The 22,872-nt window shown below is 48.6% G+C and carries 21 protein-coding genes; 6 read left to right on the top strand and 15 right to left on the bottom strand.

The window, feature by feature from the left end; all coding sequences use genetic code 11:
• Positions 1-70: 70 nt before the first annotated feature.
• On the bottom strand, positions 71-2,590 hold the full coding sequence (locus JNC77_RS06970; protein WP_374830828.1) for a ComEC/Rec2 family competence protein: 2,520 nt from the start codon (positions 2,588-2,590) through the stop codon (positions 71-73).
• A gap of 349 nt (positions 2,591-2,939) precedes the next feature.
• Between JNC77_RS06970 and gltX the strand changes: the two genes are divergently transcribed.
• From gltX to JNC77_RS06955, 3 genes are all read left to right on the top strand, one after another.
• Positions 2,940-4,361 (top strand): glutamate--tRNA ligase, encoded by a 1,422-nt coding sequence (gene gltX / locus JNC77_RS06965; RefSeq protein WP_374830826.1) that lies wholly within the window; start codon positions 2,940-2,942, stop codon positions 4,359-4,361.
• Positions 4,362-4,565: 204 nt separating this feature from the next.
• Positions 4,566-5,858: a citrate synthase gene (gltA, locus tag JNC77_RS06960; protein WP_374830824.1), complete on the top strand. Its 1,293-nt coding sequence runs from the start codon at positions 4,566-4,568 to the stop codon at positions 5,856-5,858.
• Between the two features lie 172 nt (positions 5,859-6,030).
• A complete protein-coding gene (locus JNC77_RS06955) occupies positions 6,031-6,990 on the top strand; it encodes a heparan-alpha-glucosaminide N-acetyltransferase (protein ID WP_374830822.1) in 960 nt (319 codons plus the stop codon).
• 4 nt (positions 6,991-6,994) lie between these two features.
• On the opposite strand, the gene JNC77_RS06950 is transcribed toward JNC77_RS06955, so the two are convergent.
• The gene (locus JNC77_RS06950) at positions 6,995-7,384 is read right to left on the bottom strand and encodes a MerR family transcriptional regulator (RefSeq protein ID WP_374830820.1); all 390 of its coding nucleotides are present in this window, start codon (positions 7,382-7,384) and stop codon (positions 6,995-6,997) included.
• 238 nt (positions 7,385-7,622) lie between these two features.
• Here JNC77_RS06950 and JNC77_RS06945 point away from each other — a divergent pair, with 238 nt between their 5' ends.
• The 3 genes from JNC77_RS06945 (at position 7,623) to bfr (ending at position 9,249) form a co-directional block, all read left to right on the top strand.
• Positions 7,623-8,018, top strand: a complete 396-nt coding sequence (locus tag JNC77_RS06945) for a hypothetical protein (protein ID WP_374830818.1) — start codon at positions 7,623-7,625, stop codon at positions 8,016-8,018.
• A 471-nt stretch (positions 8,019-8,489) separates the two neighbouring features.
• Complete coding sequence (locus JNC77_RS06940; RefSeq protein WP_374830816.1) at positions 8,490-8,801, top strand: (2Fe-2S)-binding protein; 312 nt, start codon at positions 8,490-8,492, stop codon at positions 8,799-8,801.
• On the top strand, positions 8,767-9,249 hold the full coding sequence (gene bfr, locus JNC77_RS06935; protein ID WP_374830814.1) for a bacterioferritin: 483 nt from the start codon (positions 8,767-8,769) through the stop codon (positions 9,247-9,249). The genes JNC77_RS06940 and bfr overlap by 35 nt, the downstream gene beginning before the upstream one ends.
• A 55-nt stretch (positions 9,250-9,304) precedes the next feature.
• Here bfr and lpxB read toward each other — a convergent pair whose 3' ends face one another.
• From lpxB to rpsB, 13 genes are all read right to left on the bottom strand, one after another.
• Positions 9,305-10,510 (bottom strand): lipid-A-disaccharide synthase, encoded by a 1,206-nt coding sequence (lpxB, locus tag JNC77_RS06930; protein ID WP_374830812.1) that lies wholly within the window; start codon positions 10,508-10,510, stop codon positions 9,305-9,307.
• 12 nt (positions 10,511-10,522) lie between these two features.
• Positions 10,523-11,410 (bottom strand): LpxI family protein, encoded by an 888-nt coding sequence (locus tag JNC77_RS06925; RefSeq protein WP_374830811.1) that lies wholly within the window; start codon positions 11,408-11,410, stop codon positions 10,523-10,525.
• On the bottom strand, positions 11,397-12,233 hold the full coding sequence (gene lpxA / locus JNC77_RS06920) for an acyl-ACP--UDP-N-acetylglucosamine O-acyltransferase (RefSeq protein ID WP_374830809.1): 837 nt from the start codon (positions 12,231-12,233) through the stop codon (positions 11,397-11,399). The genes JNC77_RS06925 and lpxA overlap by 14 nt, the downstream gene beginning before the upstream one ends.
• Before the next feature lie 6 nt (positions 12,234-12,239).
• Positions 12,240-12,713, bottom strand: coding sequence for a 3-hydroxyacyl-ACP dehydratase FabZ (fabZ, locus tag JNC77_RS06915; RefSeq protein WP_374830807.1), 474 nt, complete (start codon positions 12,711-12,713; stop codon positions 12,240-12,242).
• The gene (gene lpxD / locus JNC77_RS06910) at positions 12,706-13,761 is read right to left on the bottom strand and encodes a UDP-3-O-(3-hydroxymyristoyl)glucosamine N-acyltransferase (RefSeq protein WP_374830805.1); all 1,056 of its coding nucleotides are present in this window, start codon (positions 13,759-13,761) and stop codon (positions 12,706-12,708) included. Before lpxD ends, fabZ begins: the two co-directional genes overlap by 8 nt.
• 51 nt (positions 13,762-13,812) lie before the next feature.
• Positions 13,813-16,158, bottom strand: a complete 2,346-nt coding sequence (bamA, locus tag JNC77_RS06905) for an outer membrane protein assembly factor BamA (protein WP_374830803.1) — start codon at positions 16,156-16,158, stop codon at positions 13,813-13,815.
• 240 nt (positions 16,159-16,398) lie between these two features.
• Positions 16,399-17,538: an RIP metalloprotease RseP gene (rseP, locus tag JNC77_RS06900; protein WP_374830801.1), complete on the bottom strand. Its 1,140-nt coding sequence runs from the start codon at positions 17,536-17,538 to the stop codon at positions 16,399-16,401.
• An 86-nt stretch (positions 17,539-17,624) separates the two neighbouring features.
• Complete coding sequence (locus tag JNC77_RS06895; RefSeq protein WP_374830799.1) at positions 17,625-18,437, bottom strand: phosphatidate cytidylyltransferase; 813 nt, start codon at positions 18,435-18,437, stop codon at positions 17,625-17,627.
• A gap of 67 nt (positions 18,438-18,504) precedes the next feature.
• A complete protein-coding gene (locus tag JNC77_RS06890; RefSeq protein WP_374830797.1) occupies positions 18,505-19,302 on the bottom strand; it encodes an isoprenyl transferase in 798 nt (265 codons plus the stop codon).
• A 33-nt stretch (positions 19,303-19,335) separates the two neighbouring features.
• Positions 19,336-19,896: a ribosome recycling factor gene (gene frr, locus JNC77_RS06885; RefSeq protein ID WP_374830795.1), complete on the bottom strand. Its 561-nt coding sequence runs from the start codon at positions 19,894-19,896 to the stop codon at positions 19,336-19,338.
• 47 nt (positions 19,897-19,943) lie between these two features.
• The gene (gene pyrH, locus JNC77_RS06880) at positions 19,944-20,666 is read right to left on the bottom strand and encodes a UMP kinase (protein ID WP_374831137.1); all 723 of its coding nucleotides are present in this window, start codon (positions 20,664-20,666) and stop codon (positions 19,944-19,946) included.
• Between the two features lie 194 nt (positions 20,667-20,860).
• Positions 20,861-21,784 carry a translation elongation factor Ts gene (gene tsf / locus JNC77_RS06875; RefSeq protein WP_374830793.1) on the bottom strand — a complete coding sequence of 308 codons (924 nt, stop codon included), beginning with the start codon at positions 21,782-21,784 and terminating at the stop codon, positions 20,861-20,863.
• 147 nt (positions 21,785-21,931) lie between these two features.
• Positions 21,932-22,702, bottom strand: a complete 771-nt coding sequence (gene rpsB, locus JNC77_RS06870) for a 30S ribosomal protein S2 (RefSeq protein WP_343804337.1) — start codon at positions 22,700-22,702, stop codon at positions 21,932-21,934.
• Positions 22,703-22,872 lie beyond the last annotated feature (170 nt).

Genomic DNA, 22,872 nt, shown 5'->3' with positions numbered 1-22,872 from the left:
GGATCATAACAGCTTCATCGAAATTTGGTTTTCTTGAATAAATACAGCCGTAAGCGATAATGCAGGATGATCAATTATCATCATTGATAGGTGAATTTTTCTGATTAGCTTTTGCCTTTGGAGCCACATAATCGGCAAGGCCACGCCCCGCGCGGGAGTATAGACGATATAGATGCCACGGGCGTTGCGGATCACCAACCGAATATGTCAATTTATCATTATATTTCAGTAATTTATTATCATTTTCTAAATTCTTACTAACAGATTGTTGAGATTGCAGGTCAGTAGCAGCCACATTTGTGATAGCATCATATGGTTCTGGTTCATCAAGCTCACTCTCAAAAGTGTCAGCATCATTCTCGTCTTCAAAGACCGGATGTAATCCCATACCTGCCGAAACATTATTTTTGGCATTAACCTCTTGAATAACTGGATCGCCAAGCCTGATCTCAAGCGCCCCCTTCAAAGCTAACTCCCGCCGCGTAATCACGAGCTTATCTGCAGCCATGCATTCCGGTTTTTTACCCGCCACTGCCAATATAACCACATCCCCAATATGACACGCCGTTTCGACTGCACTTAGTGTTTCGGTATAGCTCAGCATACGCCCGTCAGCGAGTGTGATTGAACAGATGTTTTCTTCACAATAAAATGCATTTTCCTGATAAGTGCCATTTTTCTTTGAACCAGCTATTACCGGTGGAACAATCTCGCTCACATCATAAGCTTTTGCCCAATTTTGAATTGTGAAACGCGACGGACGCGAACGGTTGACAGCAAGTCGTCCATCGGCAAGGCCAACCGCCACCAGTTTGGCATCCTCGGAAATCATTATATCGGGATCATTCTCCACGAAATAAAAGAAAAAGCCGATAGCCACTAATAATAACGAAAGATTGCGCAAGCGCGTCGTGCAGATGACTGCAATCACCACCGCAATTGTCCAGCTGATAATTGCCCCCGATGATATAATTCCGGGATTTCCTGCCGGTGCGATTGATGAAACCAACTCGGCGATCTGTCGCATGCCCCAAACGCCAAGCCCCATGATCTGCAACGGCAACCAATCCAACTGCAGCGGCATCAACAACAAGCTTAAAACCGCAAAAGGCATGATAATGATGGAAATCACCGGCATCGCCAATATATTGCCGAGTAAACCAAAAGGTGCTGTATTATTAAAGTGATAGGCTGAGTAAATGCCGCTTGCAATACCAGCGACAATTGATGTGGCGGCAGTTGCAACAATTGGCACGAACCATTTTTTGAGCTTCGAGTTCTTTTGTCTTTTAGCGATCTTGCCCTGATTATGGAGTGCTGATTTTCTATCACTCCACCACGCAAAGGCCGCTACCAAACCAGCTGTTGCTGAAAAAGACATTTGAAAACTTGGCCCCAGCACTTCATGCGGCGAGCTGATAAAGGCAATGAGTGCTGCGATTGCAAGATTGCGAATGCTGAGTGCCGCGCGATCAAAAAGCAAAGCTACAAGCATCACCATAATCATCACAAAACTGCGCTGCGCCGCTACATCAGAGCCCGATAGCGCCAAATAAAACGCAGAGCTAAACAATGCTGCGGCGGCTGCATATTTTTTAATCGGATGCCTTGCAGCAAAGGATGGGAACAAGCCTGCAACGCTGCGAAAACCGATAATGACAACACCTGCGGCCAAGGCCAGATGCAAACCCGAAATTGACAAAACATGTGCTAAGCCGGAATTGCGCAAAGTTTCATTTGTATGCTCGCTAATGCCGTCGCGCTGCCCCGAAATCAATGCAGCAGCAATGGCGCCGTCTTCCCCGCTCACCACACTGGTGACACGGGTGCCGACAATATGGCGAAGTGTGGCAATAGCATAAGAAAATGTATCCCCCACCCAACTTAATGAAGCAGTCTTCGCCAAAACAGGCGTGCCCATGTAAAAACCATTGCCACCATTACCTTTAAAATAACCATTAAAGGCAAAGTCGTAATTACCCGGTCGTACTGGCCCGGAATGGGGACGCAAGCGTACAAGTCCGGTAAGTGTGGAGCCGATTTCCGTTTGCGCGGGGATATCGCGTGCTGTCATTCGCAATCTCTCCGGTGCATAGCGTAAAACGGGTCGCTCGGTTGACAAGACGTCTATCGTCAACCGCCAGCCACCGGTATATTGCGCTTCCAAGCCGACAACACGCCCAGTCAACCGCGTCGTAACATCCGAGCCAACCATTGCCGTGGAATAACGCCAGGTTTCCAGCTTGCCGCAAAACATTCCAATCTGGAAAAAAATCGCCAACAACAGGATGGATGACCAATAATACCGCTCCCGCACCCACCAGCGCATCGCCACCAATAAACACAATGGCAGTATAAGCGACAACCAGCTGGTTTCCTGTGCTTGGGTAAAATAGGTGATTACACCCGCACCGGCACTGACCGGCAACAGTAAAAAACCGGTGCCCCGCTCACGCTCGGCCTGCAAAGCCGATTGCAGTTGGACAATATATAATTGGATACGAACCCGAAACCCGGTTTCATCCAGATTTTCAAATGGCTCAGCGGGTGGCCCTTCAAGCGGATAATCGTGAATGGCAGGATCGGGCAAAAAAGGCGAATAAGAAAGATTTCCGCGCAGCTCTTTTAATAACGCACGCTCATCAATAGCAGGCGCAACCGTCTCATTTTGGTTCGTATTTGCCCCCCGGCCCAGCCCCTTTCCTCCCCTTAATCTGCCTCCGCTATATCATGCACGATTATAGAAAAACTTAGCCGCACGCCCTTGCGCACGATGCTACCTATGCTACATGAGCTTTATATAAAACCGAAGCCTATTCTTATATGCGCTTTGACCAGCGCTGATATTTGGGTCTGCGTTTTACAAAAAATCAAATTACCATGCAGCAGATTGCGAGCGATTATGCTATCTGTTGATAAAAAATTACAGCGGAGCTGTCATGTCCAAGCCTGTTATTACCCGCTTTGCACCATCCCCGACCGGTTATCTTCACATCGGTGGTGCACGCACTGCACTCTTCAACTGGCTCTATGCCAAAAACCGCGGCGGCAAAATGTTGCTGCGTATTGAAGACACCGACCGTGAACGTTCAACCGATGCTGCCACCACCGCTATTCTGGACGGTTTGACATGGCTTGGTCTGACATGGGAAGGCGAAGCTATTTCCCAATTTGAACGCGCGCCCCGTCACCGTGAAGTCGCAGAAGAGCTGGTTGCCAGTGGCAAGGCTTATTATTGTTATGCCACACCGGAAGAGCTGGATGCGATGCGCGAACTGGCACGCTCCGAAGGCCGCCCGCCTCGTTATGATGGTCGTTGGAGAGATCGCTCGGCCGATGAGGCTCCTGAAGGCATCAAGCCGGTTATCCGTATTAAAGCACCGCAAACAGGTGAAACCGTTGTCGATGATGCGGTTCAGGGCGAAGTGCGCTTCCCGAACAAAGATCTCGATGATTTCATTATTTTACGTTCCGACGGCACGCCAACCTATATGCATGCAGTGGTTGTCGATGACCATGATATGGGCGTCACCCATATTATTCGTGGTGACGACCATCTCACCAACGCAGCCCGCCAGACTGTCATTTACAATGCCATGGGCTGGGATGTTCCGTCCATGTCGCATATCCCGCTTATTCACGGTGCGGATGGTGCCAAGCTTTCCAAGCGTCATGGCGCTTTGGGTGTCGATGCTTATCGCGCGATGGGTTATCTGCCGGATGCGCTTTGCAATTACCTCGCCCGTCTTGGCTGGAGCCATGGCGACGATGAAATCATGTCGATCGCGCAGATGATCGAATGGTTTGATATTGTCGACATTAATAAAGGGGCAGCGCGCTTTGACTTCCAGAAACTGGAAGCCATCAACGGACAATATATCCGTGCCCGCGACAGTGAAGAGCTGACCAACACACTGATTGAAAATCTGCCTTATTTTGAAGGTGGTGAAACAATGCTTGCCGCTCTTGATGAGCAAAAACGTGTGCAGCTTTTAGCTGCTATGCCGGGCCTGAAAGATCGCGCCAAAACATTGGTCGAATTGATGGAAGGCGCGCAGTTCTTGTTTGCTCAGCGCCCGCTCGCATTAGATGAAAAAGCATCAGCCATTCTCAATGATGAAGGTCGTGCCCTTCTCAAAGATGTTTTGCCGGCTCTGGAAGCAACAACAGAATGGACTGCCGCAGCACTTGATTCTACTGCGCGCGCATTTTCTGAAGCAAAAAACCTCAAACTTGGCAAGGTTGCACAACCTTTACGTGCAGCCCTAGTGGGAAAATCGACATCTCCCGGCGTTTTTGATGTGCTGGAAGTGCTCGGTCGTGAGGAAGCTCTGGGACGAATTCGCGATCAAATCGTTTAAGTTTGAAAAAATGGCCGCCAAACACGAAAACTTGCTGAAGTTGAAGCTTTTTAGCATTGCAACATTGGTTCTTTGGGATAGTTTGGCGGCCAGTTATTCACGAAGCAGACTAAGTGATAATTGGACAAACATGCACTTTATCTGCTTGAATAAGAGCCGCACCCAAGCGGCGACATAAGCAATGAGGACATGAAAGGAATACCGATGTCTGACAAGACAGCTAGTTTTACCCTCGACGGAAAAACCTTTGAGCTGCCGGTGCGAGCGGGCACCGTTGGTCCAAATGTTGTCGATATCGGTCCGTTGTACAAGAATGCCAATTCCTTCACATACGATCCGGGTTTTACGTCAACCGCATCATGTGAATCCAAAATCACCTATATTGATGGTGATGAAGGCGTTCTTCTCTATCGGGGCTATCCGATTGAACAATTAGCCGAAAATGGCGATTTCTTAGAAACCTGCTATCTTCTTCTTTACGGCGAACTGCCGACACAGGCTCAAAAAGCCGACTTCGACTACCGTGTGACCCGTCACACCATGCTCCACGAGCAGATGACACGCTTCTTCACCGGCTTCCGCCGTGATGCCCACCCAATGGCCGTAATGGTCGGTTGCGTCGGCGCAATGTCCGCCTTCTACCACGATTCAACAGACATTACCGACCCGCATCAGCGCATGGTTGCTTCCATCCGCCTGATCGCAAAAATGCCGACATTGGCAGCAATGGCTTATAAATACCACATCGGTCAGCCATTCGTTTATCCGAAAAACGATCTCGATTTCGCATCTAACTTCCTGCACATGTGCTTTGCTGTTCCTTGTGAAGAATACAAGGTCAACCCAGTACTTGCCCGTGCAATGGATCGCATTTTCATTCTGCACGCCGATCACGAACAGAACGCATCGACCTCAACAGTTCGTCTGGCCGGTTCTTCAGGCGCCAATCCTTTTGCATGTATCGCAGCTGGTGTTGCCTGCCTCTGGGGCCCTGCACATGGCGGCGCCAACGAAGCAGCATTGAACATGCTTGCTGAAATCGGCTCTGTTGACCGCATCCCTGAATATATTGCGAAAGCAAAAGACAAGAACGATCCGTTCCGTCTGATGGGCTTTGGTCACCGTGTCTACAAGAACTACGATCCACGCGCTAAAATCATGCAGAAAACCACGCATGAAGTGCTGGCCGAGCTCGGCATCAAAGATGATCCGTTGCTCGACGTAGCCATGGAACTGGAACGCATCGCGCTGACCGACGAATATTTCATCGAGAAGAAGCTCTACCCGAATATCGACTTCTACTCCGGTATTACGCTGAAGGCTCTTGGCTTCCCGACCGAAATGTTCACCGTGCTGTTCGCCCTTGCCCGTACTGTTGGCTGGGTCGCACAATGGAAGGAAATGATCGAAGATCCCCAGCAGAAAATCGGTCGTCCGCGTCAGCTTTACACCGGCGAAGCAGAACGCGATTACGTGCCAGTGGCAAAACGCAAATAAGTTTGAAAATAAAAAAGCCCCGGATAGTTTCCGGGGCTTTTTTACGTGTCTCACTTAAAATTCATCATGGTAATTGCAAGCTCCTGGTTGCGCTCTTTATCTGCAACATAGTGTCGTGCTACGAATAATCATTCATATTCCAGCAGCTTGCCAAGGCGGTTTTAATTACACCATGAGTGCCACAACCTCCCCCTCACGCCTCAATCGCATTGATATTGCGCGCGGCCTCGCCCTCATTGCAATGGCGATTTATCATACAGGCTGGGATCTGGAATTCTTTGGCTATATGGAACCCGGCACCGCATCACATGGCGGCTGGAAACTCTTTGCCCGTCTTATTGCCAGCAGCTTTCTCATTCTGGTTGGCTTCAGCCTTTATCTGGCCCATGGCAAAGCCATTCGCTGGCATTCTTTTGGCAAGCGCCTCACTATGATTGTCATTGCTGCTGCAGCAATTAGCGGCCTGACATATTATACATCACCAAATTCATTTATCTTTTTTGGCATTTTGCATCAAATCGCATTGGCAAGCGTGCTGGGCCTGCTCTTCTTGCGTCTGCCTGCATTGCTCATTCTGCTTTTTGCATTGCTGTTTTTCATTGCACCCGATTATGCAAAATCTGATGTCTTTAATGCACCGCTGCTCAAATTTGTCGGTCTTGGCACCATCCCCCCCACATCCAATGATTATGTGCCACTGTTTCCATGGTTCAGCGCGGTATTGACCGGTATTGCTCTGGCGAAAATCTGCCAGACATATAACCTCAATGTCTGGCTTAAAAGCTCCGATAAAGAAGTACAAATTTCAAAGCCGCTCACTTTTATCGGCAAACATAGTCTGGCTTTTTACCTGATCCACCAACCGGTGTTGATGGCAATAATCTACGCACTCACCTTCATCTTGCCACCTGCCGGCCCTGAACGCGCATTTTTACAAGCATGTCAAAGCAATTGCACCCAACAAGGCACACCAGAATTATGTGCCAAGTTCTGCACCTGTGTGACGGAAAATATCAATCAGAAAAATATCGCCAAGCAGATTTATAATGGTCAGGCGACAGAGGAGATGAGCCAATCTTTGCAGGAAAGTGCGCAATTATGCTCAGCAAAAACTTTCCCTGCACTTCAATAGAGGATTAAGTCGAAACACCAAGCTCGGCAATCCGCTCGATACAGATTTCTTCAATTCGTTCCAATTCACTCAGCGTTTCTTCAATATCGCGTTTTTTCTGCACCAGCTCTTCACGCTTGTCATTGACATGACGAACCAGCAATTTCAGCTGCTCGGTATCTGATGGCGGCTCGCTATACATGCGAATAATATCGCGAATTTCGGCAATCGAAAAACCAAGCCTTTTGCCGCGCAAAATCTGACGCAGCAAATGCCTGTCAGCAGGGCGAAATAAACGCGTACGACCACGCCTTTCCGGCTGCAATAAGCCTTCATCCTCATAAAAGCGCAAGGTTCGTGTCGAAATACCAAATTCGCGCGTTAATTCGGTAATCGTATAATACTCGCGCCGCAAAGCTTGACCTTTCGCCTGAAAATACCAATAGCTGGATTTACCAACTGATATAGAAGAAGCAAAACTTCCTTTTACGTAATAGTCAAATTAAATCAATCAAAATGAACTTCAATTTTGAAAACTTGCACCGGTTAAAATTTTTTTGATAAATTACGATAAGGTGCCACTATAATTATACCCGATGCAGCCCAAGCCACATCATCTTCCCTTTTTTCTGCATGCCATGAAAGATGCACTGATGCAAAGACCTGTCAAATGGACCATCGGCGGCCTGATTATTATTGCCCTCTTGGGCGCTACTCCTTTTATCATGCGCCCTTATGTAGAAACACTTGGGTTAAACTCGCTGAAACTGCTGGCGAAAGAAGGCGGCTTTTGTGAAACAGAAAATTGCGAGGAAGGTGTTTCTTATGTGATCGCTTTTCTTGAAACCAATTACGGCCTCAATGAAGAGCAGATAAAATGGTGCATGGGTGTGGATGAGATTTCCCATTATCAACTCCCAGTCGCTAATGGTTTAAAAAACGCACTAACCGATTTGATGTACCGCCGCTGTGGTAGTCCAATTCCAGATATGCAGGAGGACGAATTCCCGCCGGAAGATGAATCACCTCAGTCTGAACAGACTGACTAAAAAGACAGAATGTCGGCTTATCTTGTTTCATGAATAAAGAATATCGGCCTCATTTTCGAAAAAACAGGCATATGAGGCAAAATACCACATGAGTAATTTTTAAATCTTTTGCCCCCTTTTGATGGCAAAGAATGCCGATTTATGACGTTAATATGGGCATTTAATTCAAGTTTAGATTTATTCTAAGTCTTTGTTTTTTAGAACAATTCCAAATCATTGTATTTGACAAGTTTTATAAAAATTCCGCATATAAGCCAAATTACAGATGAAACCTTTAATATTCAGGCCTTTACCCTGATCTATTGGAGGAACCAATGACTGGTTCTAAGTTTAAATTAAATACTCATAATAGAAAAATAAGTAACGCATTAAAATGCTTTGCTTTTGTAAATATTATTTTCTCATTGCAAATAGCATCTGGATCATATTTCCTTAGGAAACATGTGGCATTTACGGCAGGAGTACTTTGATATGCTGGTATGCCATTGCAACTTTATTACGCAAAAACAAATTGAAGACACTATTATTGAACTTCTTGATGAAGATTGCTGGAGATTGATTGTGCCGGCAACAATTTATCATGCTTTATCACGCCGCGGCCGTTGCAGCGGCTGCTTCCCAAATGTTGTTGAAACGATCATAAAAGTCACTGAAGAATATCATCTTCGTCATAATCAAAATGATGAGAATGTGATCTTGTTCATTGATCAGGTCAGATCTCTACGTGAAAAATTTGGGAGAATAAAGCATGAAGGGCGAACCACAGGTCATCGAGCGGCTTAACGAAGCACTCTTTCTCGAATTAGGTGCCGTCAATCAATATTGGTTGCATTATCGTCTGCTTGACGACTGGGGCTATGCGCGTCTTGCAAAAAAAGAGCGCGAAGAATCCATTGAAGAAATGCAGCATGCCGATCGTATTATCGAGCGTATTATTTTCCTCGAAGGCCACCCGAACCTTCAGTCCGTTGCGCCGCTGCGCATCGGCCAGAATGTAAAAGAAGTGCTGGAATGTGATTTGCAAGGTGAAATTGATGCCCGCACATCCTATAAAAAATCACGTGAAATCTGCGATCAGCTTGGTGACTATGTGACCAAACAGCTTTTTGATGAGCTTCTCAAGGATGAGGAAGGTCATATCGACTTTCTTGAAACCCAGCTGGAATTGCTCGGCAAAATTGGCGAAGAACGTTACGGCTTGCTAAATGCCGCCCCTGCCGACGGAGCCTGACAGAAAATAAAAAAGCCGTACATGATATGTGCGGCTTTTGTTATTGTTTATTTTTTTAACGTGGAGCAGAAGCTAATTTAAGCACCACAGAGGCCGCCAGTTCACCGGATGACTGATCCGTTGCCATTAGCTCTGCAACCTCCTCAAAGCCTTTAATTTGTGCCTCCCTAACCGGCCCTTCAATCAACAAGCGCTGCAATTGGCGCGCCAAGGCACCCGGGCGCATATAATAATCAAAATATTCCGGCAAAATCGGCTCGTCGGTGATAATATTAGGCAGTGCCGCACTCCAAATGGTAATGCGCGGCAACAAAAACTGACGTGCAAACCAGTCGGTTTTATAAGCCAAGACTGTTGGCACCTGCGCCAAGGCCAATTCCAGTGAAACAGTACCGGAAGCCGCCAGCGCAGCATCGCTTTCTGAAAAAGCCAGATATTTAGCTTCATCACCAACAACGATTTTTGGTTTCACCGCCCAGTTTTTAGACTGCTCACGCACCATTGTTTCCAGATGCGGCAAAGTAGGCAAAACAGCCTCGACAGTTTCAAAACGCAGTGCAAGCTCTTTTAAGGCTTCCCCAAAAACCGGCATCAAACCTTGGATTTCAGAACGACGTGAACCTGGCAAAATCAAAATTTGACGTGGTGCAGCAGCATCACTTAACGCAGCGCGTTTCTTTTGTTTGGCACGTGCTTCCAATATCGGCTGCAAACCGGCAAGTCTGTGCCCGACATAAGTCGCATCCGGTCCGTGTAATTGCTTAAGCACATCCACTTCAAACGGCAAAATTGTCAAAACGTGGTCAATATAATCGCGCATTTCTTTGGCACGGCGCGGCCGCCATGCCCAAACTGTTGGCGCGATATATTTGACAATCGGAATGGAAGGATCTGCAAGGCGTACTTTTTTCGCCACACGATGAGTAAAGTCCGGACTATCGATGATCACCAGACAATCAGGTTTTTCAGCAACAATGGCCTTGGCTGTTTGACGGATACGCAAAATCAGCTTTGGCAGGTTTTTTAAAACAGAGCCTAAACCCATCAGCGAGATTTCATGCGGATTGAATAAAGTCTTCAATCCGCGCTCCTGTAAATGCGCACCACCGACACCGACAATTTCAACGAGCCTGTCAGTTTGCAGACGCAAGGCATCAATCAAATCAGCGCCAAGCAAATCGCCGGACTCTTCACCTGCAACAAGTGCAATTTTGAGAGGAGCAAGTTGCGATTGCGGACGTGTTATCACCTGCTTACTCATCAAAGTCAGACCTCATTCAGCTGGTGTTCGTACAAAAGTCTCAATAAAAAGGCCGCGCTTATTTGCCTCGTTAATCGTTTCCTGATAACCAAGCACAAAACTGCGCCCTGCTTCAACTGCAATTCCTGCCAAACCGGCTTTATCAGCATTGACAACTGTCATCACACCAATGGCCGGCAAATCCGCACGTTCTTCCTGTGATGGCTTGGCACATTTGACCAATACGCCGCCACGCGGAGGAATACGACCCGAAGCACGCAGTTCTGCCACACGCAGCAACATCAAATCCGTGCCTTCCGCCCCCTCAAGCGCTACCACACGACCACCAACAGCCACACCGCCCTGCCCGACATCAAGATCGCCAAGCAGGCGTGCTGCCTCTGCACCGAGGCGGATATTTTCCTGTTCGCGCTTGTCTGGATGAGCAATTGTTAAACATTGCGACGGCGTTGGCGAGAGTAAATCAGGCACAATTTCATGCGCCCCGATCACTTTTATATCATAACCTTCAAGCAAACGGATAAAAGCGCGCAGTAAAGCATCATCGCCTTTGCCCAAAGCACCGATAACTTTCGGCAAAGCACGTAATGTCGGCATATCAAAGCGCAAATCAGACAAATGCGGACGATTAAGCACCCCGCCAGCCAAAATGACTTGGCTGATATTGCGCGACTTCATGCCCTTAATAAATTTCGCAAACTCAACGATTGAAAGTTCCTGATGCTCGAACTGATAAAGCTCGGGCGCTGCCTCGCCTCGCAAGGCAAAGATAAATGGCGGATTGCCATTGGCAGACAAAGATTTTGCAACTTCAATCGGCAATAATCCGTTTCCCGCGATAATCGCTGTACGCGGGGAAACGGACTGATCGGTAACGGGCAAACGATTATTGCTCGTCACCATTATCCTCATGAATTCCTTTTGCCGATTTAATCAACGGCGTGCAGAAAGCACGTTTTGAATCACTCGTGACGAATGCAATCAAATCGGCAACTGCATGGGAGCCTGCATAAGCCTCCGTTACATCTTTGGCACGTTGCTGCACCGGTTTAGTGCGATCAAACAACATGCGATAAGCGTGACGTAGCGCATGGATCTCTTTTCTTTCAATGCCTGAACGTTTCATGCCGATAATGTTCAAACCACCCAAATAGGCATGAACACCAATCACCATGCCGAATGGTATAACATCACCGGCAACGGCTGCCATACCACCCACAAAAGCATGGTGACCTATACGGGTGAACTGATGCACAGCAGAACCGCCACCCAAAATCGCCCGATGGCCGATTTCACAGTGGCCCCCCACCATTACATTATTGGCAAAAGTTACATGATCTTCAATGATGCAATCATGTGCAACATGTGCATAGGCCAGAAATGTACAATGATTTCCAACAATCGTACGGCCACGGCTGGTATCTGACCCGCAATGCATGGTCACGCCTTCGCGGATGGTGCAATGGGTGCCGATTTCCAATGTTGTCGGCCCACCGGTATGCTTACCGTTTTGCGGTTCACATCCAAGCACAGCATGCGGAAAGACTTGCGCATGAGCACCAAGTCTTGTCGCACCGGTCACGACAACGTGACTCATCAATTGAGAACCATCACCGATTACCGCGCCCGATTGAATGTGGCAGAAAGCACCGACTGAAACGCCTGCGCCAAGCTGCACCCCGTCTTCAACCAATGCGGTTGGGTGAATAATGGTCTCAGCCATAATTATTTACTCTTTCCCTTCTGGGACATGGGTCATGGCAGAAACTTCTGCTTCTGCAACCTTGACTCCGTCAACTTCAGCAACGCACTGGTATTTAGAGATATTACCGCGCTGTTTCAACTTGTTGACGTGCAATAATAATTGATCACCCGGAACAACAGGCTTACGGAACTTGGCATTATCAATGGTCATGAAATAAACCAACCCCGGACAGCCCTTTCCGCTCTCGAAAAGCACGATCGCGCCAGCTGTCTGTGCCATTGCTTCAATGATCAAAACGCCGGGCATTACAGGCTTTTCGGGGAAATGCCCCATAAAATGCGGCTCGTTAATAGTCACATTTTTAACGCCGGTCGCCGACTGGTCACCATTAATATTAATAATGCGATCAATCATTAAAAACGGATAACGATGCGGCAGTGCACTCAACAATTGGTGAATGTCTGCCGCTTCAAGCTTAACCTCGTTGATCTCAGTCATCAGAGGATTGCTCCTTCTTAGGTTGTCCAAAGCTGCGCAGGGTTGCTACTTCACGGAACCACTGCTTGATAGGTCGGGCGGGGAAACCTCCCCATTTTTCGCCATCCGGTATATCGCGCATCACGCCACTTGCCGCAGCAATCTGCACATTTGATCCGATAGTCAGATGGTCAGCCAGGCCGACACGTCCGCCCAGCATGGTCATGTCACCGATTGTCACGCTACCGGAAATCCCGCAATGAGCGGCGACAACACAGTAACGTCCAATTTTGACATTATGGGCAATCTGCACCAGATTATCGATCTTGGTGCCTTCGCCAAGAATTGTATCGCTCAAAGAACCGCGATCAATCGTGGTATTAGCACCCACTTCCACGTGATCCTGAATAATCACGCGACCCAATTGCGGTACTTTTTCAAGGCCGGCAGGCCCCGGTAAATATCCAAAACCATCTTGCCCGATGCAAACACCGGGATGCAAAATCACATGATTGCCGATAAATGCATATTGCACTGAAACATGCGGAGCAATGTAACTGTGCCGGCCAATCTGGCAATGTGCACCAATAACCGCACCGGCGCAAATTCTGCTGCCCGATCCGATGGTTACGCCTTTACCGACCACCGCGCCTGCTTCTACAGTCGCGCCCTCTTCAATCACTGCTGTTTGGTGAATATTTGCGTTGGGTGATACCCCCTCTTCCCCCATCCAGACTTCGGGAAAAGCAGCAGCTGGAAAAAGCTTGCGGCCCAGAAGGGCAAAAGCACGGTGCGGATGCTTGATAACCAAAGCTGCAATGCCTGAAGGCACTGAAGAAACCATCTCCTCGGTACAAAAAACACCTGCAACATGCAGATTTTTTAGCAAACCAATGTTTTTGTTGCCTTCAACAAAAACAACAGTATCAGCCGAAGCATTTTCAATGGATGCAAGGCGCACAAAAAAACGCGATGCCAACTGCATATCATGCAGTTTGGCACCGGTTAATTCAGCAGCGTCCCCGATAGTTACGGGACGATCAAGCGAGAAAAAAACAGGATCTGCCATCAAAACACTTTCTCTCCCGGCTCCATATGGCTCCGGGAGAAGGCAAATCGATCAGAACTTGCTCGAAATACCAAAGTTGAAGTTCTGTACTTTATCCGTAGATGCTTTGGATGTTGGTACAGCATAGTCGAAACGCAATGGACCAAACGGTGAAGCCCACATCAAGCTGAGACCGACAGAAGAACGAACCTTCTTGTCATCACCAAGTACACCTGATTCTTTCGAACCATAGAGCATTGCTGCATCAGCAAACACGGCACCACGGATACCAAAGCTTTCAGGGATCACCGGCATCGGGAACTGCAATTCAGCCGTTGCCTTCAGGTAGGTTGTACCACCCAGCCAGTAACGATCACCATTGCCTGCATCCTGATAAGGGCCCATGCTGTTATATTTGAAGCCACGGATCAGATCCTGATCGTTCTTGAACAGGTCAAACATACGCACGCCATCGTCATTAAAGGCATGGATGTAACCACCACCGATGCCAAGCAAACCGATCAGATCTGCATCTTCATGCAACGTCTGATAATATTTACCGTCAAAGGTTGTTTTCAAGAACTTGGCATCACCACCAAGACCTGCAAATTCCTGCGTAAAGCGGGCAAACAGTCCATCACGCGGGTTCTGCCTATTATCGATGCTATCATAAACAAGCGAATAGCTGATCGAAGAACGCACCCATGGGCTAAGCTTTGCAGCTTCCCAAAGAGCCGGAGCATAATCAGCTTCAACTTTGTCTTTATCAAGCTTATATTTTTCCTGAACCAGATTATAGGAAATACCGGCCGAGAAATTATCTGTAACAGGCAGGCCAAAGCGGATCGAACCACCGGTCTGAGTCACATCATAATCACGGTCGACGCGGTGGCTGCGGCGGAAAAGATCAAAGCCTGCAGAAATACGGTTGCCGAGGAAATAAGGCTCTGTGAAAGAGAAGTTGTAGTTACGCATATCGTTCTGACCGATACCGGCACCAAAACGGATATACTGACCACGACCCAAGAAGTTGCGCTCGGTTACAGAACCTTCAACAGAAGCACCCGGCGTACCGCCACCGGTCGCATAACCGGCACCGATGGAGAATTCACCGGTTGATTTTTCCATCACGTCAACAATAAGCACAACCTGATCCGCTTCCGAACCCTGTGCGGTAGAAATATTGACGGACTGGAAGAAATCCAAACCTTCAAGACGACGTTTTGCACGTTGGATCATTGCCTGATTGAAAGCATCGCCTTCATTCAGATCAAATTCACGGCGGATAACATAATCACGTGTCTTATCATTACCGCGGATTTCAATGCGCTCTACATAAGCGCGCGGCCCCTGCTCGACATTGTAAACCACAGAGATTGTGTGATCGTCAAAGTTACGGTCACCGCGTGGTTCAACTTTTGCAAAAGCATAACCGTTACTGGCGACGCGATCAGTAATCGCCTCTACAGTTTTTTCAACGTCTTTGGCACTGTAATTACGGCCTGAACGTGTCGCGATCAAATTGTTGAGTGCTTCAGGCTCGATACCTTCAACACTGCTTTCAATCTGCACATCACCGAAAGTATAACGCTGACCTTCATCAACATTAATTGTGATGGTGTATTCATTCGTGGCTTCGTCCAGAACTGCTTCTGAAGATAAGACACGGAAATCAGCATAGCCGCGGTTGTAATAGAAACGACGCAACGCTTCTTCATCAGCCTGCAAGCGGCCTTCATCATAAATATCGCTGCGTGTCAGCCATGACAAAGGATTAGACCGCTTGGTGGAGATCACGTCACGCAGACGACGTTCGCCATAAGCATTATTACCGACGAAATTGATATTAGCGATTTTCGTGCGGGTACCTTCGCCGATTTCATAAACGACGTTAACGCGTCCACTACCCAGATCAACCGTTCTGGCATTGACCGTCACATCGCTACGACCAACATGGCCATAGGCCGCCTTAATGGCTTCGCGGTCACCTTCCATGATGGCCGGATCAAAAGTGCTGCGCGGTTTCAACTGAACGGCACGTTCCAGCTGCGCATCTTTGACCTTCTTGTTTCCCTGGAAGAGAACGTTGTTTACGACAGAATATTCACTGACATGAACAACAAGCGCGCCACCGGACTGGGTGATTCTCACATCGGAGAACAATCCCATGCCGAACAGGCGTTTAACAGCTTCGTCCACATCTGCACTGGTATATGCCTTACCCGGACGGATATTGACATTATCACGGATAGTCTGCGCGTCGACGCGCTGATTGCCGCGAACATCAATACGGCTCGCAACAGCTGCCTGTGCACTTGCAACGGATGCCAGTGACACAACCGCAGAACCTGAGGCTGCCAGAGCCACGGACATGGCGATCGCAGATGCGGCGCCAAAGAATTTAGAACTTGCCGTCATGGGCTTTCAAAACCTTCGTTTATTTCTATCCCCGGGCGCGTTTCCCAGAAAATTCACATATTACCGTCATAGCTTGTTTTTACATACAAGCAAGTACGACAGTTAAAATCTGTTTACTTCATCGTCAACCGTGGCACACATGCCACGCGAATCCATGATTATGGTAAACAAATTATATTACTTATCCAGTCCAACGCCTCTTATTTTCCGTCTTATCGACGTCAAAATTCAATTTTACTGTTAGCAGGCAAAGACATCATTGAAAAGTACAAAAGCCATAAAGCCCATAACAAGCAAAAAGCCTAATTTATAGAAAAGCTCCTGTGCTCTCACCGAAACCGGTCGTCCTAATACCGCTTCTGCCGCATAAAACACCAAATGTCCGCCATCCAGCGGCGGTAACGGGAATAAATTGAGCAAGCCAATGCCTATTGAGAGCATTGCAGTGAGCTGCACTAGCCATTCAAAACCCAAACTTGCAGCCTGTCCTGCCATATTGGCAATTTTAACCGGCCCGCCCAGCTGACACTTATCTTCGCGTCCGGCAAAGAATCGCGAGAAAAATTCACCCGTACGAGCAATAATATGACCGGTTTCCTTCACCGCCTGCCCGACTGATTCTAGTGGCCCATACTCAACTTTACGAAATTGCGCGACTTCGTTGGTTGTTTTAACACCAATAACACCGATCTTGATCTGGTTGCCCAGCGCATCAGTTTGCTCAGAGGCAACCGGCATTGCTTCCAGCTCAAGCTCACGCCCGTCACGCTCAACAACGAATTTCAAAGCATCACCGGTGCGCCCTGATACGATGCGCTGCACATCGGCAAAGGTCGTAACTTTCGAGCCTTCAACACTGATGAAACGGTCACCGGCCTGAAAGCCTGCCACTTCCGCCGGGCTGCCGATGGTTACTTCTGCAACCAAAGGGTCAGCAATGGTGCGGCCATACATATTGAAGAAGACGCTCAAAATCGCAATGGTGAGCAAAATATTGAAAGCAGGCCCTGCAAAAACTGTTGCTGCACGCTTCCATACCGGTTGGGTGTGAAAAGCAGTTTTGCGGTAATCTTCGCTCATTTGCACGTGATCGATTCCGACAGGCGAGCTTGTCACGCTTTCATCACCGGCAAATTTCACATAACCGCCGAGCGGAATAGCCGACAGTTTCCAGCGTGTGCCGGATTTTGCCGTATAGCCGATCAATTCAGGGCCGAAACCGATCGAAAATGCCTGTACACCAATTCCGCACCAGCGACCGACCAGATAATGCCCCATCTCGTGGACGAAAACGACAACACTAAGGACACAGACGAACGGTATCAACGTTCCCACCAGCAGACTATTGCTCCCAAACAGATGCGAGAAAATATCGGACAAAACAAAACTCCTGATGGGGACGGATGACAAATTGAGTGTAACCCGCCTTATGAGACCGCCAAAATAATATTTAAATTTCGACGACCTTAAAGATTAAAAAATATCGCAGATGGCACATCCGGATCAGCCATGATTGCGCCGATAATATAAAGCAAAGCGCCAGCAGCAATGAGACCATCAACGCGATCCATGACCCCGCCATGCCCCGGCAATAACCAGCCCGAATCCTTAGCACCAAAGCGGCGCTTGACCCAAGATTCGACCAGGTCACCAATCTGCGAAACAATCGACAACAGAACCGCCAATAATGGCACGATGAAACTGCCGGACTCTGCCACAAGAGATGCCACAAAAATGGCTCCTGCAACAGCCGCAGCAATACCGCCGATTGCGCCCGACCATGTTTTATTTGGCGAAAACTTCGGCGCAAGCTTTGGCCCGCCCAATGAACGGCCGGTAAAATAAGCTGCAATATCGGTTGACCATACAATGGCGAAAAGAAAAATGATTGCAGTAAAGCCAAATGGCTCGTCACCGCGTAAAAGTGCCAGCGAAATCGTCGGAAAACCTGCATAAAGCAACCCGGCGGCAGGCCAAGCTTTGCCGGTTTTCCAGCCAAGAACCAACAATACGACAAAACCGATTGCCAAAAAGCCGATCGTCCAAAGTGCATTCTCATCCCAGATCAGCAATGCAAAAGTACCGATCAGCCACAGCCAGCCCAAAATCTTCGTAAAGGCACTTTGGCGCGACGCGCTGAGTGTCGTCCACTCATAAAAAATCGCCAATCCCATGGCAATCATCAACAAGCTGAAACCAAGACCGCCGATATATGTCAGCCACAAAGTTAAACCGCCCAGCACAATCGCTGTGATAATGCGGGTTTGAAGATTTGACATACTCACCTCTCGGCCTTCATTTTTATTATCTGCCAAGTGCGCAAAGGCTGGCTACTTGTTCTAAATCTCAGGATGCAACACCGTCGGAAGCCACAGCAACCGGCATTCGTTCAACGCTCTCATTGCAAGATGCTTGTGACTTGATGCCACCAAAACGGCGTTCACGATTGCGATAGGTTGCAATCGCCTCCTCGAAAACCTCCGGCGAAAAGTCAGGCCAAAGACACGGCAAAAACAAAAGCTCCGCGTAAGCTGCCTGCCAAAGCAAGAAATTGGAAAGCCGCATCTCACCGCTTGTACGGATGATCAAATCCGGATCCGGCATGCCGGATGTATCAAGATTAGCCGAAATCAGATCGGCTGAAATGGATTGCGGGTCAAGTCTGCCTGCCGCCACATCGGCGGCAAGACTGCGCATCACACGGGTAATTTCATCACGTGAGCCGTAATTAAATGCAATCACCAGATTGAGACCGGTATTGCCACGGGTCAGGCTTTCCGCCTCGACCAACAGTGCACGTACATCAGGCGACAGATTTTCGCGTTCGCCGATAATACTGATATGCACATTTTTGCGATGCAGATCAGCAAGGTCTCGCCGGATAAACATTTTCAACAATGTCAGAAGTTCACGCACTTCCCCGTCTGGACGGGACCAGTTCTCGGAAGAAAAAGCAAAGAATGTCAGCCATTCAATACCGATAGTACCGGCATGATGGACGACTGAACGCAGACTTTCAACGCCTGCCCTGTGCCCTGCACTGCGAGGCAGCCCACGCGCGGTTGCCCAACGACCGTTTCCATCCATAATGATGGCGATGTGGCGCGGATCCGACATGCGTGTTGCTACCTCTTCAATCTGCATTCAGCAAAAAATTATGCTAAAATCATACAAGCCTTAAACCTGCATGATCTCCACTTCTTTAGATGCAAAGAGCTTGTCGATCTCGGCAATGGTTTCATCAGTAAACTTCTGAACCTTGTCCGACATCACACGGCTGTCATCCTGGCTCATAAGGCTGTCTTTTTCCAGTTTCTTCAACTGATCCATACCATCACGGCGAACGTGACGGGCAGCCACACGTGCCTGTTCAGCATATTGGTTGGCAATTTTAACCAGCTCTTTACGGCGCTGTTCATTAAGCTCCGGCAGAGGAATACGCAGATTTGTGCCATCTGTAATCGGGTTCAGACCAAGACCAGATTCACGGATAGCACGTTCAACTGCACCAACCATTGACTTATCCCAGACGGAAACCGCCAGCATACGTGATTCCGGTACAGTGATGTTGGCCACCTGATTGATCGGCATACTTGAACCGTAAGCCTGCACAACGATCGGCTCCAGCAAGCTTGCCGATGCCCGACCGGTACGTAAACCGCCTAAGTCATGTTTAAACGAAGAGATCGCGCCGTCCATGCGGCGCTTCAGGTCGTTGATGTCAAAAACATCGCTCATAGATTTTCTCCTTGGCGCGAAGATTTAAGAATCGGGCAGCGCAGACGTCAAGAATCCGACACGATTGTGCTGCGCCCTTTACCTTGCAAAATATCAGCCAATCCGCCATTTTCATGGATCGAATATACTATTATCGGAATGTTGTTCTCGCGTGCAAGCGCGACAGCAGCGGTATCCATCACCGCCAGGCCACGATCAAGCACTTCCTTATGGGTCAACCGGTCAAAACGGGTGGCATTCGGATCTTTCTTCGGATCGGCAGAATAGATACCGTCTACCTGCGTGCCTTTCAACAAAGCATCCGCACCGATTTCAGCCGCGCGCAAAGCTGCGGCAGAATCAGTAGTAAAGAACGGGTTGCCGGTACCACCGGCAAAAATCACGACTTTGCCGGCATTCATATAAGCGGTGGCTTTGCGCTGCGTGAAGCTTTCGCAAATTTCCGGCATGGCAATTGCGGAAAGCACAACCGCATCGACACCCGCTTTATTGAGCGATGTGCGCAGCGCCAGCGAATTGATGACAGTAGCCAACATGCCCATATGGTCGCCGGTAATACGATCACCACCCTTGGAAGCGACCGCAACGCCGCGGAAAATATTGCCGCCGCCGATGACGATACCAACTTCAACACCTAGGGCACGCGCTTGTTTGACGTCGCTTGCAATACGATCTGCAACCGATACATCAATACCAAAGCCCTGCCCGCCCATTAAAGCTTCACCGGATGCTTTTAAAATGATGCGCTTATATACAGGCGTTCCGGTCATGATACCCTCTTGTGTTACGATCATATGAATCTGATGTTCGATACACGAAGGGCACCGCGTTGTCACGCGATGCCCTCCATAATCAAAAGCTTTTAGAGCATAAGTCATCATATTTTTGCCAAACATGCCCTTAGGCGCCACATACAGTCAAAATAACTGCCTATAGCCCCGTTCAGGCTGTTTAGAGCAAAAATTTAGCTCTTAACTGCTGCAGCAACTTCAGCTGCGAAGTCTGTTTCTTCTTTCTCAATACCTTCGCCGAGTGCAAAACGTACAAAAGCAGTAATTTTTGCAGGAGCACCGATTGTCTTTTCAGCTTCTTTAAGAGCTGCAGCAACAGTCAGGTCAGGATTGATAACGAAAGACTGGGACAGAAGAACAACTTCTTCAAAGAACTTGCGCATACGGCCATCAATCATCTTTTCGATGATTGCGTCCGGCTTGCCCGATTCGCGGGCCTGTTCGATGAAGATTGCTTTTTCACGTTCAACTGCAGAAGCATCAACTTCTTCGTTGGTCAGTGCCAGCGGGTTGATCGCAGCAACGTGCATTGCAACCTGACGGCCGAATGCGTTTGCAGCTTCTTTGTCACCATCGGTTTCGATAGCAACCAAAACACCCAGTTTGCCGAGACCGTCGGAAACGCCGTTGTGAATGTATGTTGCAACAGTACCGTTGTTAACGCTCAGACCAGCCGAACGACGGAAGCTCATGTTTTCACCGATGGTGCCGACAGCGTCCTTGATAACTTCGGTAACGCTCTTGTCTGCGCCAGGATAGATAGCAGCAGCAACAGCTTCAGTCGAACCATCGGTTGTCAGAGCAACCTGAGCAACATTGCGAACGATTTCCTGGAAGGCATCGTTACGTGCAACGAAGTCTGTTTCGGAGTTCACTTCAACAACAACTGCCTTGTTGCCTTCTGAAGCGACTGCAACGAGACCTTCAGCAGCGGTACGGCCGGCTTTCTTGTCGGCCTTTGCGATACCCTTTGCACGCAGCCAGTCAACAGCGGCTTCAATGTCGCCATTGGTTTCAGCCAATGCTGCTTTACAATCCATCATGCCTGCGCCGGTAAGGTCGCGCAGCTGTTTTACCTGTGATGCGGAAACGCTCATATTGTCGCCTTTCATGAAAGCGAAGGCACACCAAAGGGTGTGCCAACTTTAGACCCCTATGTGGTGACGCACTCTGGAGAGTTATCACATAGGAACGAAATTAATTATCCACCCGCTTTGTAACGGGTGGATGAATTATTACAGCGCTTAAGCGCCTTCTGCCGGAGCTTCGAGTGCTGGCTCAACCGGAGCTTCAACCTGAGCGCCGATATCAATGCCGAGTGCACCCTGCTGACGGGCAATACCATCAATTGCAGCGCGGGCGATCAGATCGCAATAAAGCGAGATTGCGCGTGCAGCATCATCGTTACCTGGAATTGGGTAATCGATCTGGTCTGGATCACAGTTACTATCGATAACTGCAACAACAGGGATACCAAGGCGCTTGGCTTCCTGAATAGCAATTGATTCTTTGTTGGTGTCGATGATGAACATCAGGTCAGGAACCGAACCCATATCCTTGATGCCGCCCAGTGCGCGATCGAGTTTTTCACGTTCGCGTTCCAGGTTCAGGCGTTCCTTCTTGGAGTAGCCCTGTGCATCGCCTGCCAACAGTTCGTCCAGCTTGCGCAGACGCTGAATGGAGTTGGAGATGGTTTTCCAGTTGGTCATCATGCCGCCGAGCCAGCGTGCATTGACATAGTACTGTGCTGAACGGTTTGCAGCATCAGCAACAATGTCAGAAGCCTGACGCTTGGTACCAACGAACAGAACGCGGCCGCCACGGGCAACAGTGTCAGATACAACCTTCAGCGCATTGTGCAGCAGAGGAACGGTCTGAGCCAAATCCATGATGTGGATGTTGTTGCGGGAGCCATAGATGTATGGAGCCATCTTTGGGTTCCAGCGGTGTGTCTGGTGACCAAAGTGGATACCAGCTTCGAGAAGCTGGCGCATGCTGAATTCTGGCAATGCCATTTCAATTTTCCTTTTCCGGTTTAACCTCCACGGACAGAGGCGGAAGAACCGCCACCGGAGGTCATATCGGATTTCTCCCGATATTAACCACTAGCCCGTGTGTGGAATGTTCCGGCACTTAACGGATGATGGACAGAAATGCAACCCCTGCCCGTTTATCCGTGCCGAAA

The sequence above is a fragment of the Paenochrobactrum pullorum genome (assembly GCF_041929845.1).
Taxonomy (GTDB): domain Bacteria; phylum Pseudomonadota; class Alphaproteobacteria; order Rhizobiales; family Rhizobiaceae; genus Paenochrobactrum; species Paenochrobactrum pullorum.
Note: the sequence above shows the minus strand (reverse complement) of the source record. Positions and strands in the feature narration are given on the sequence as shown.

Excerpts from the sequence above, each read along its gene's own strand:
- JNC77_RS06945 (WP_374830818.1), top strand. The coding sequence starts at position 7,623 with ATGCAAAGACCTGTCAAATGGACCATCGGCGGCCTGATTATTATTGCC.
- gltA (WP_374830824.1), top strand. The coding sequence starts at position 4,566 with ATGTCTGACAAGACAGCTAGTTTTACCCTCGACGGAAAAACCTTTGAG.
- lpxD (WP_374830805.1), bottom strand. The coding sequence starts at position 13,761 with ATGGCAGATCCTGTTTTTTTCTCGCTTGATCGTCCCGTAACTATCGGG.
- fabZ (WP_374830807.1), bottom strand. The coding sequence starts at position 12,713 with ATGACTGAGATCAACGAGGTTAAGCTTGAAGCGGCAGACATTCACCAA.
- lpxA (WP_374830809.1), bottom strand. The coding sequence starts at position 12,233 with ATGGCTGAGACCATTATTCACCCAACCGCATTGGTTGAAGACGGGGTG.
- frr (WP_374830795.1), bottom strand. The coding sequence starts at position 19,896 with ATGAGCGATGTTTTTGACATCAACGACCTGAAGCGCCGCATGGACGGC.
- JNC77_RS06890 (WP_374830797.1), bottom strand. The coding sequence starts at position 19,302 with ATGCAGATTGAAGAGGTAGCAACACGCATGTCGGATCCGCGCCACATC.
- pyrH (WP_374831137.1), bottom strand. The coding sequence starts at position 20,666 with ATGACCGGAACGCCTGTATATAAGCGCATCATTTTAAAAGCATCCGGT.
- bamA (WP_374830803.1), bottom strand. The coding sequence starts at position 16,158 with ATGACGGCAAGTTCTAAATTCTTTGGCGCCGCATCTGCGATCGCCATG.
- bfr (WP_374830814.1), top strand. The coding sequence starts at position 8,767 with ATGAAGGGCGAACCACAGGTCATCGAGCGGCTTAACGAAGCACTCTTT.
- gltX (WP_374830826.1), top strand. The coding sequence starts at position 2,940 with ATGTCCAAGCCTGTTATTACCCGCTTTGCACCATCCCCGACCGGTTAT.
- JNC77_RS06955 (WP_374830822.1), top strand. The coding sequence starts at position 6,031 with ATGAGTGCCACAACCTCCCCCTCACGCCTCAATCGCATTGATATTGCG.
- JNC77_RS06895 (WP_374830799.1), bottom strand. The coding sequence starts at position 18,437 with ATGTCAAATCTTCAAACCCGCATTATCACAGCGATTGTGCTGGGCGGT.
- JNC77_RS06940 (WP_374830816.1), top strand. The coding sequence starts at position 8,490 with ATGCTGGTATGCCATTGCAACTTTATTACGCAAAAACAAATTGAAGAC.
- rpsB (WP_343804337.1), bottom strand. The coding sequence starts at position 22,702 with ATGGCATTGCCAGAATTCAGCATGCGCCAGCTTCTCGAAGCTGGTATC.
- lpxB (WP_374830812.1), bottom strand. The coding sequence starts at position 10,510 with ATGAGTAAGCAGGTGATAACACGTCCGCAATCGCAACTTGCTCCTCTC.
- tsf (WP_374830793.1), bottom strand. The coding sequence starts at position 21,784 with ATGAGCGTTTCCGCATCACAGGTAAAACAGCTGCGCGACCTTACCGGC.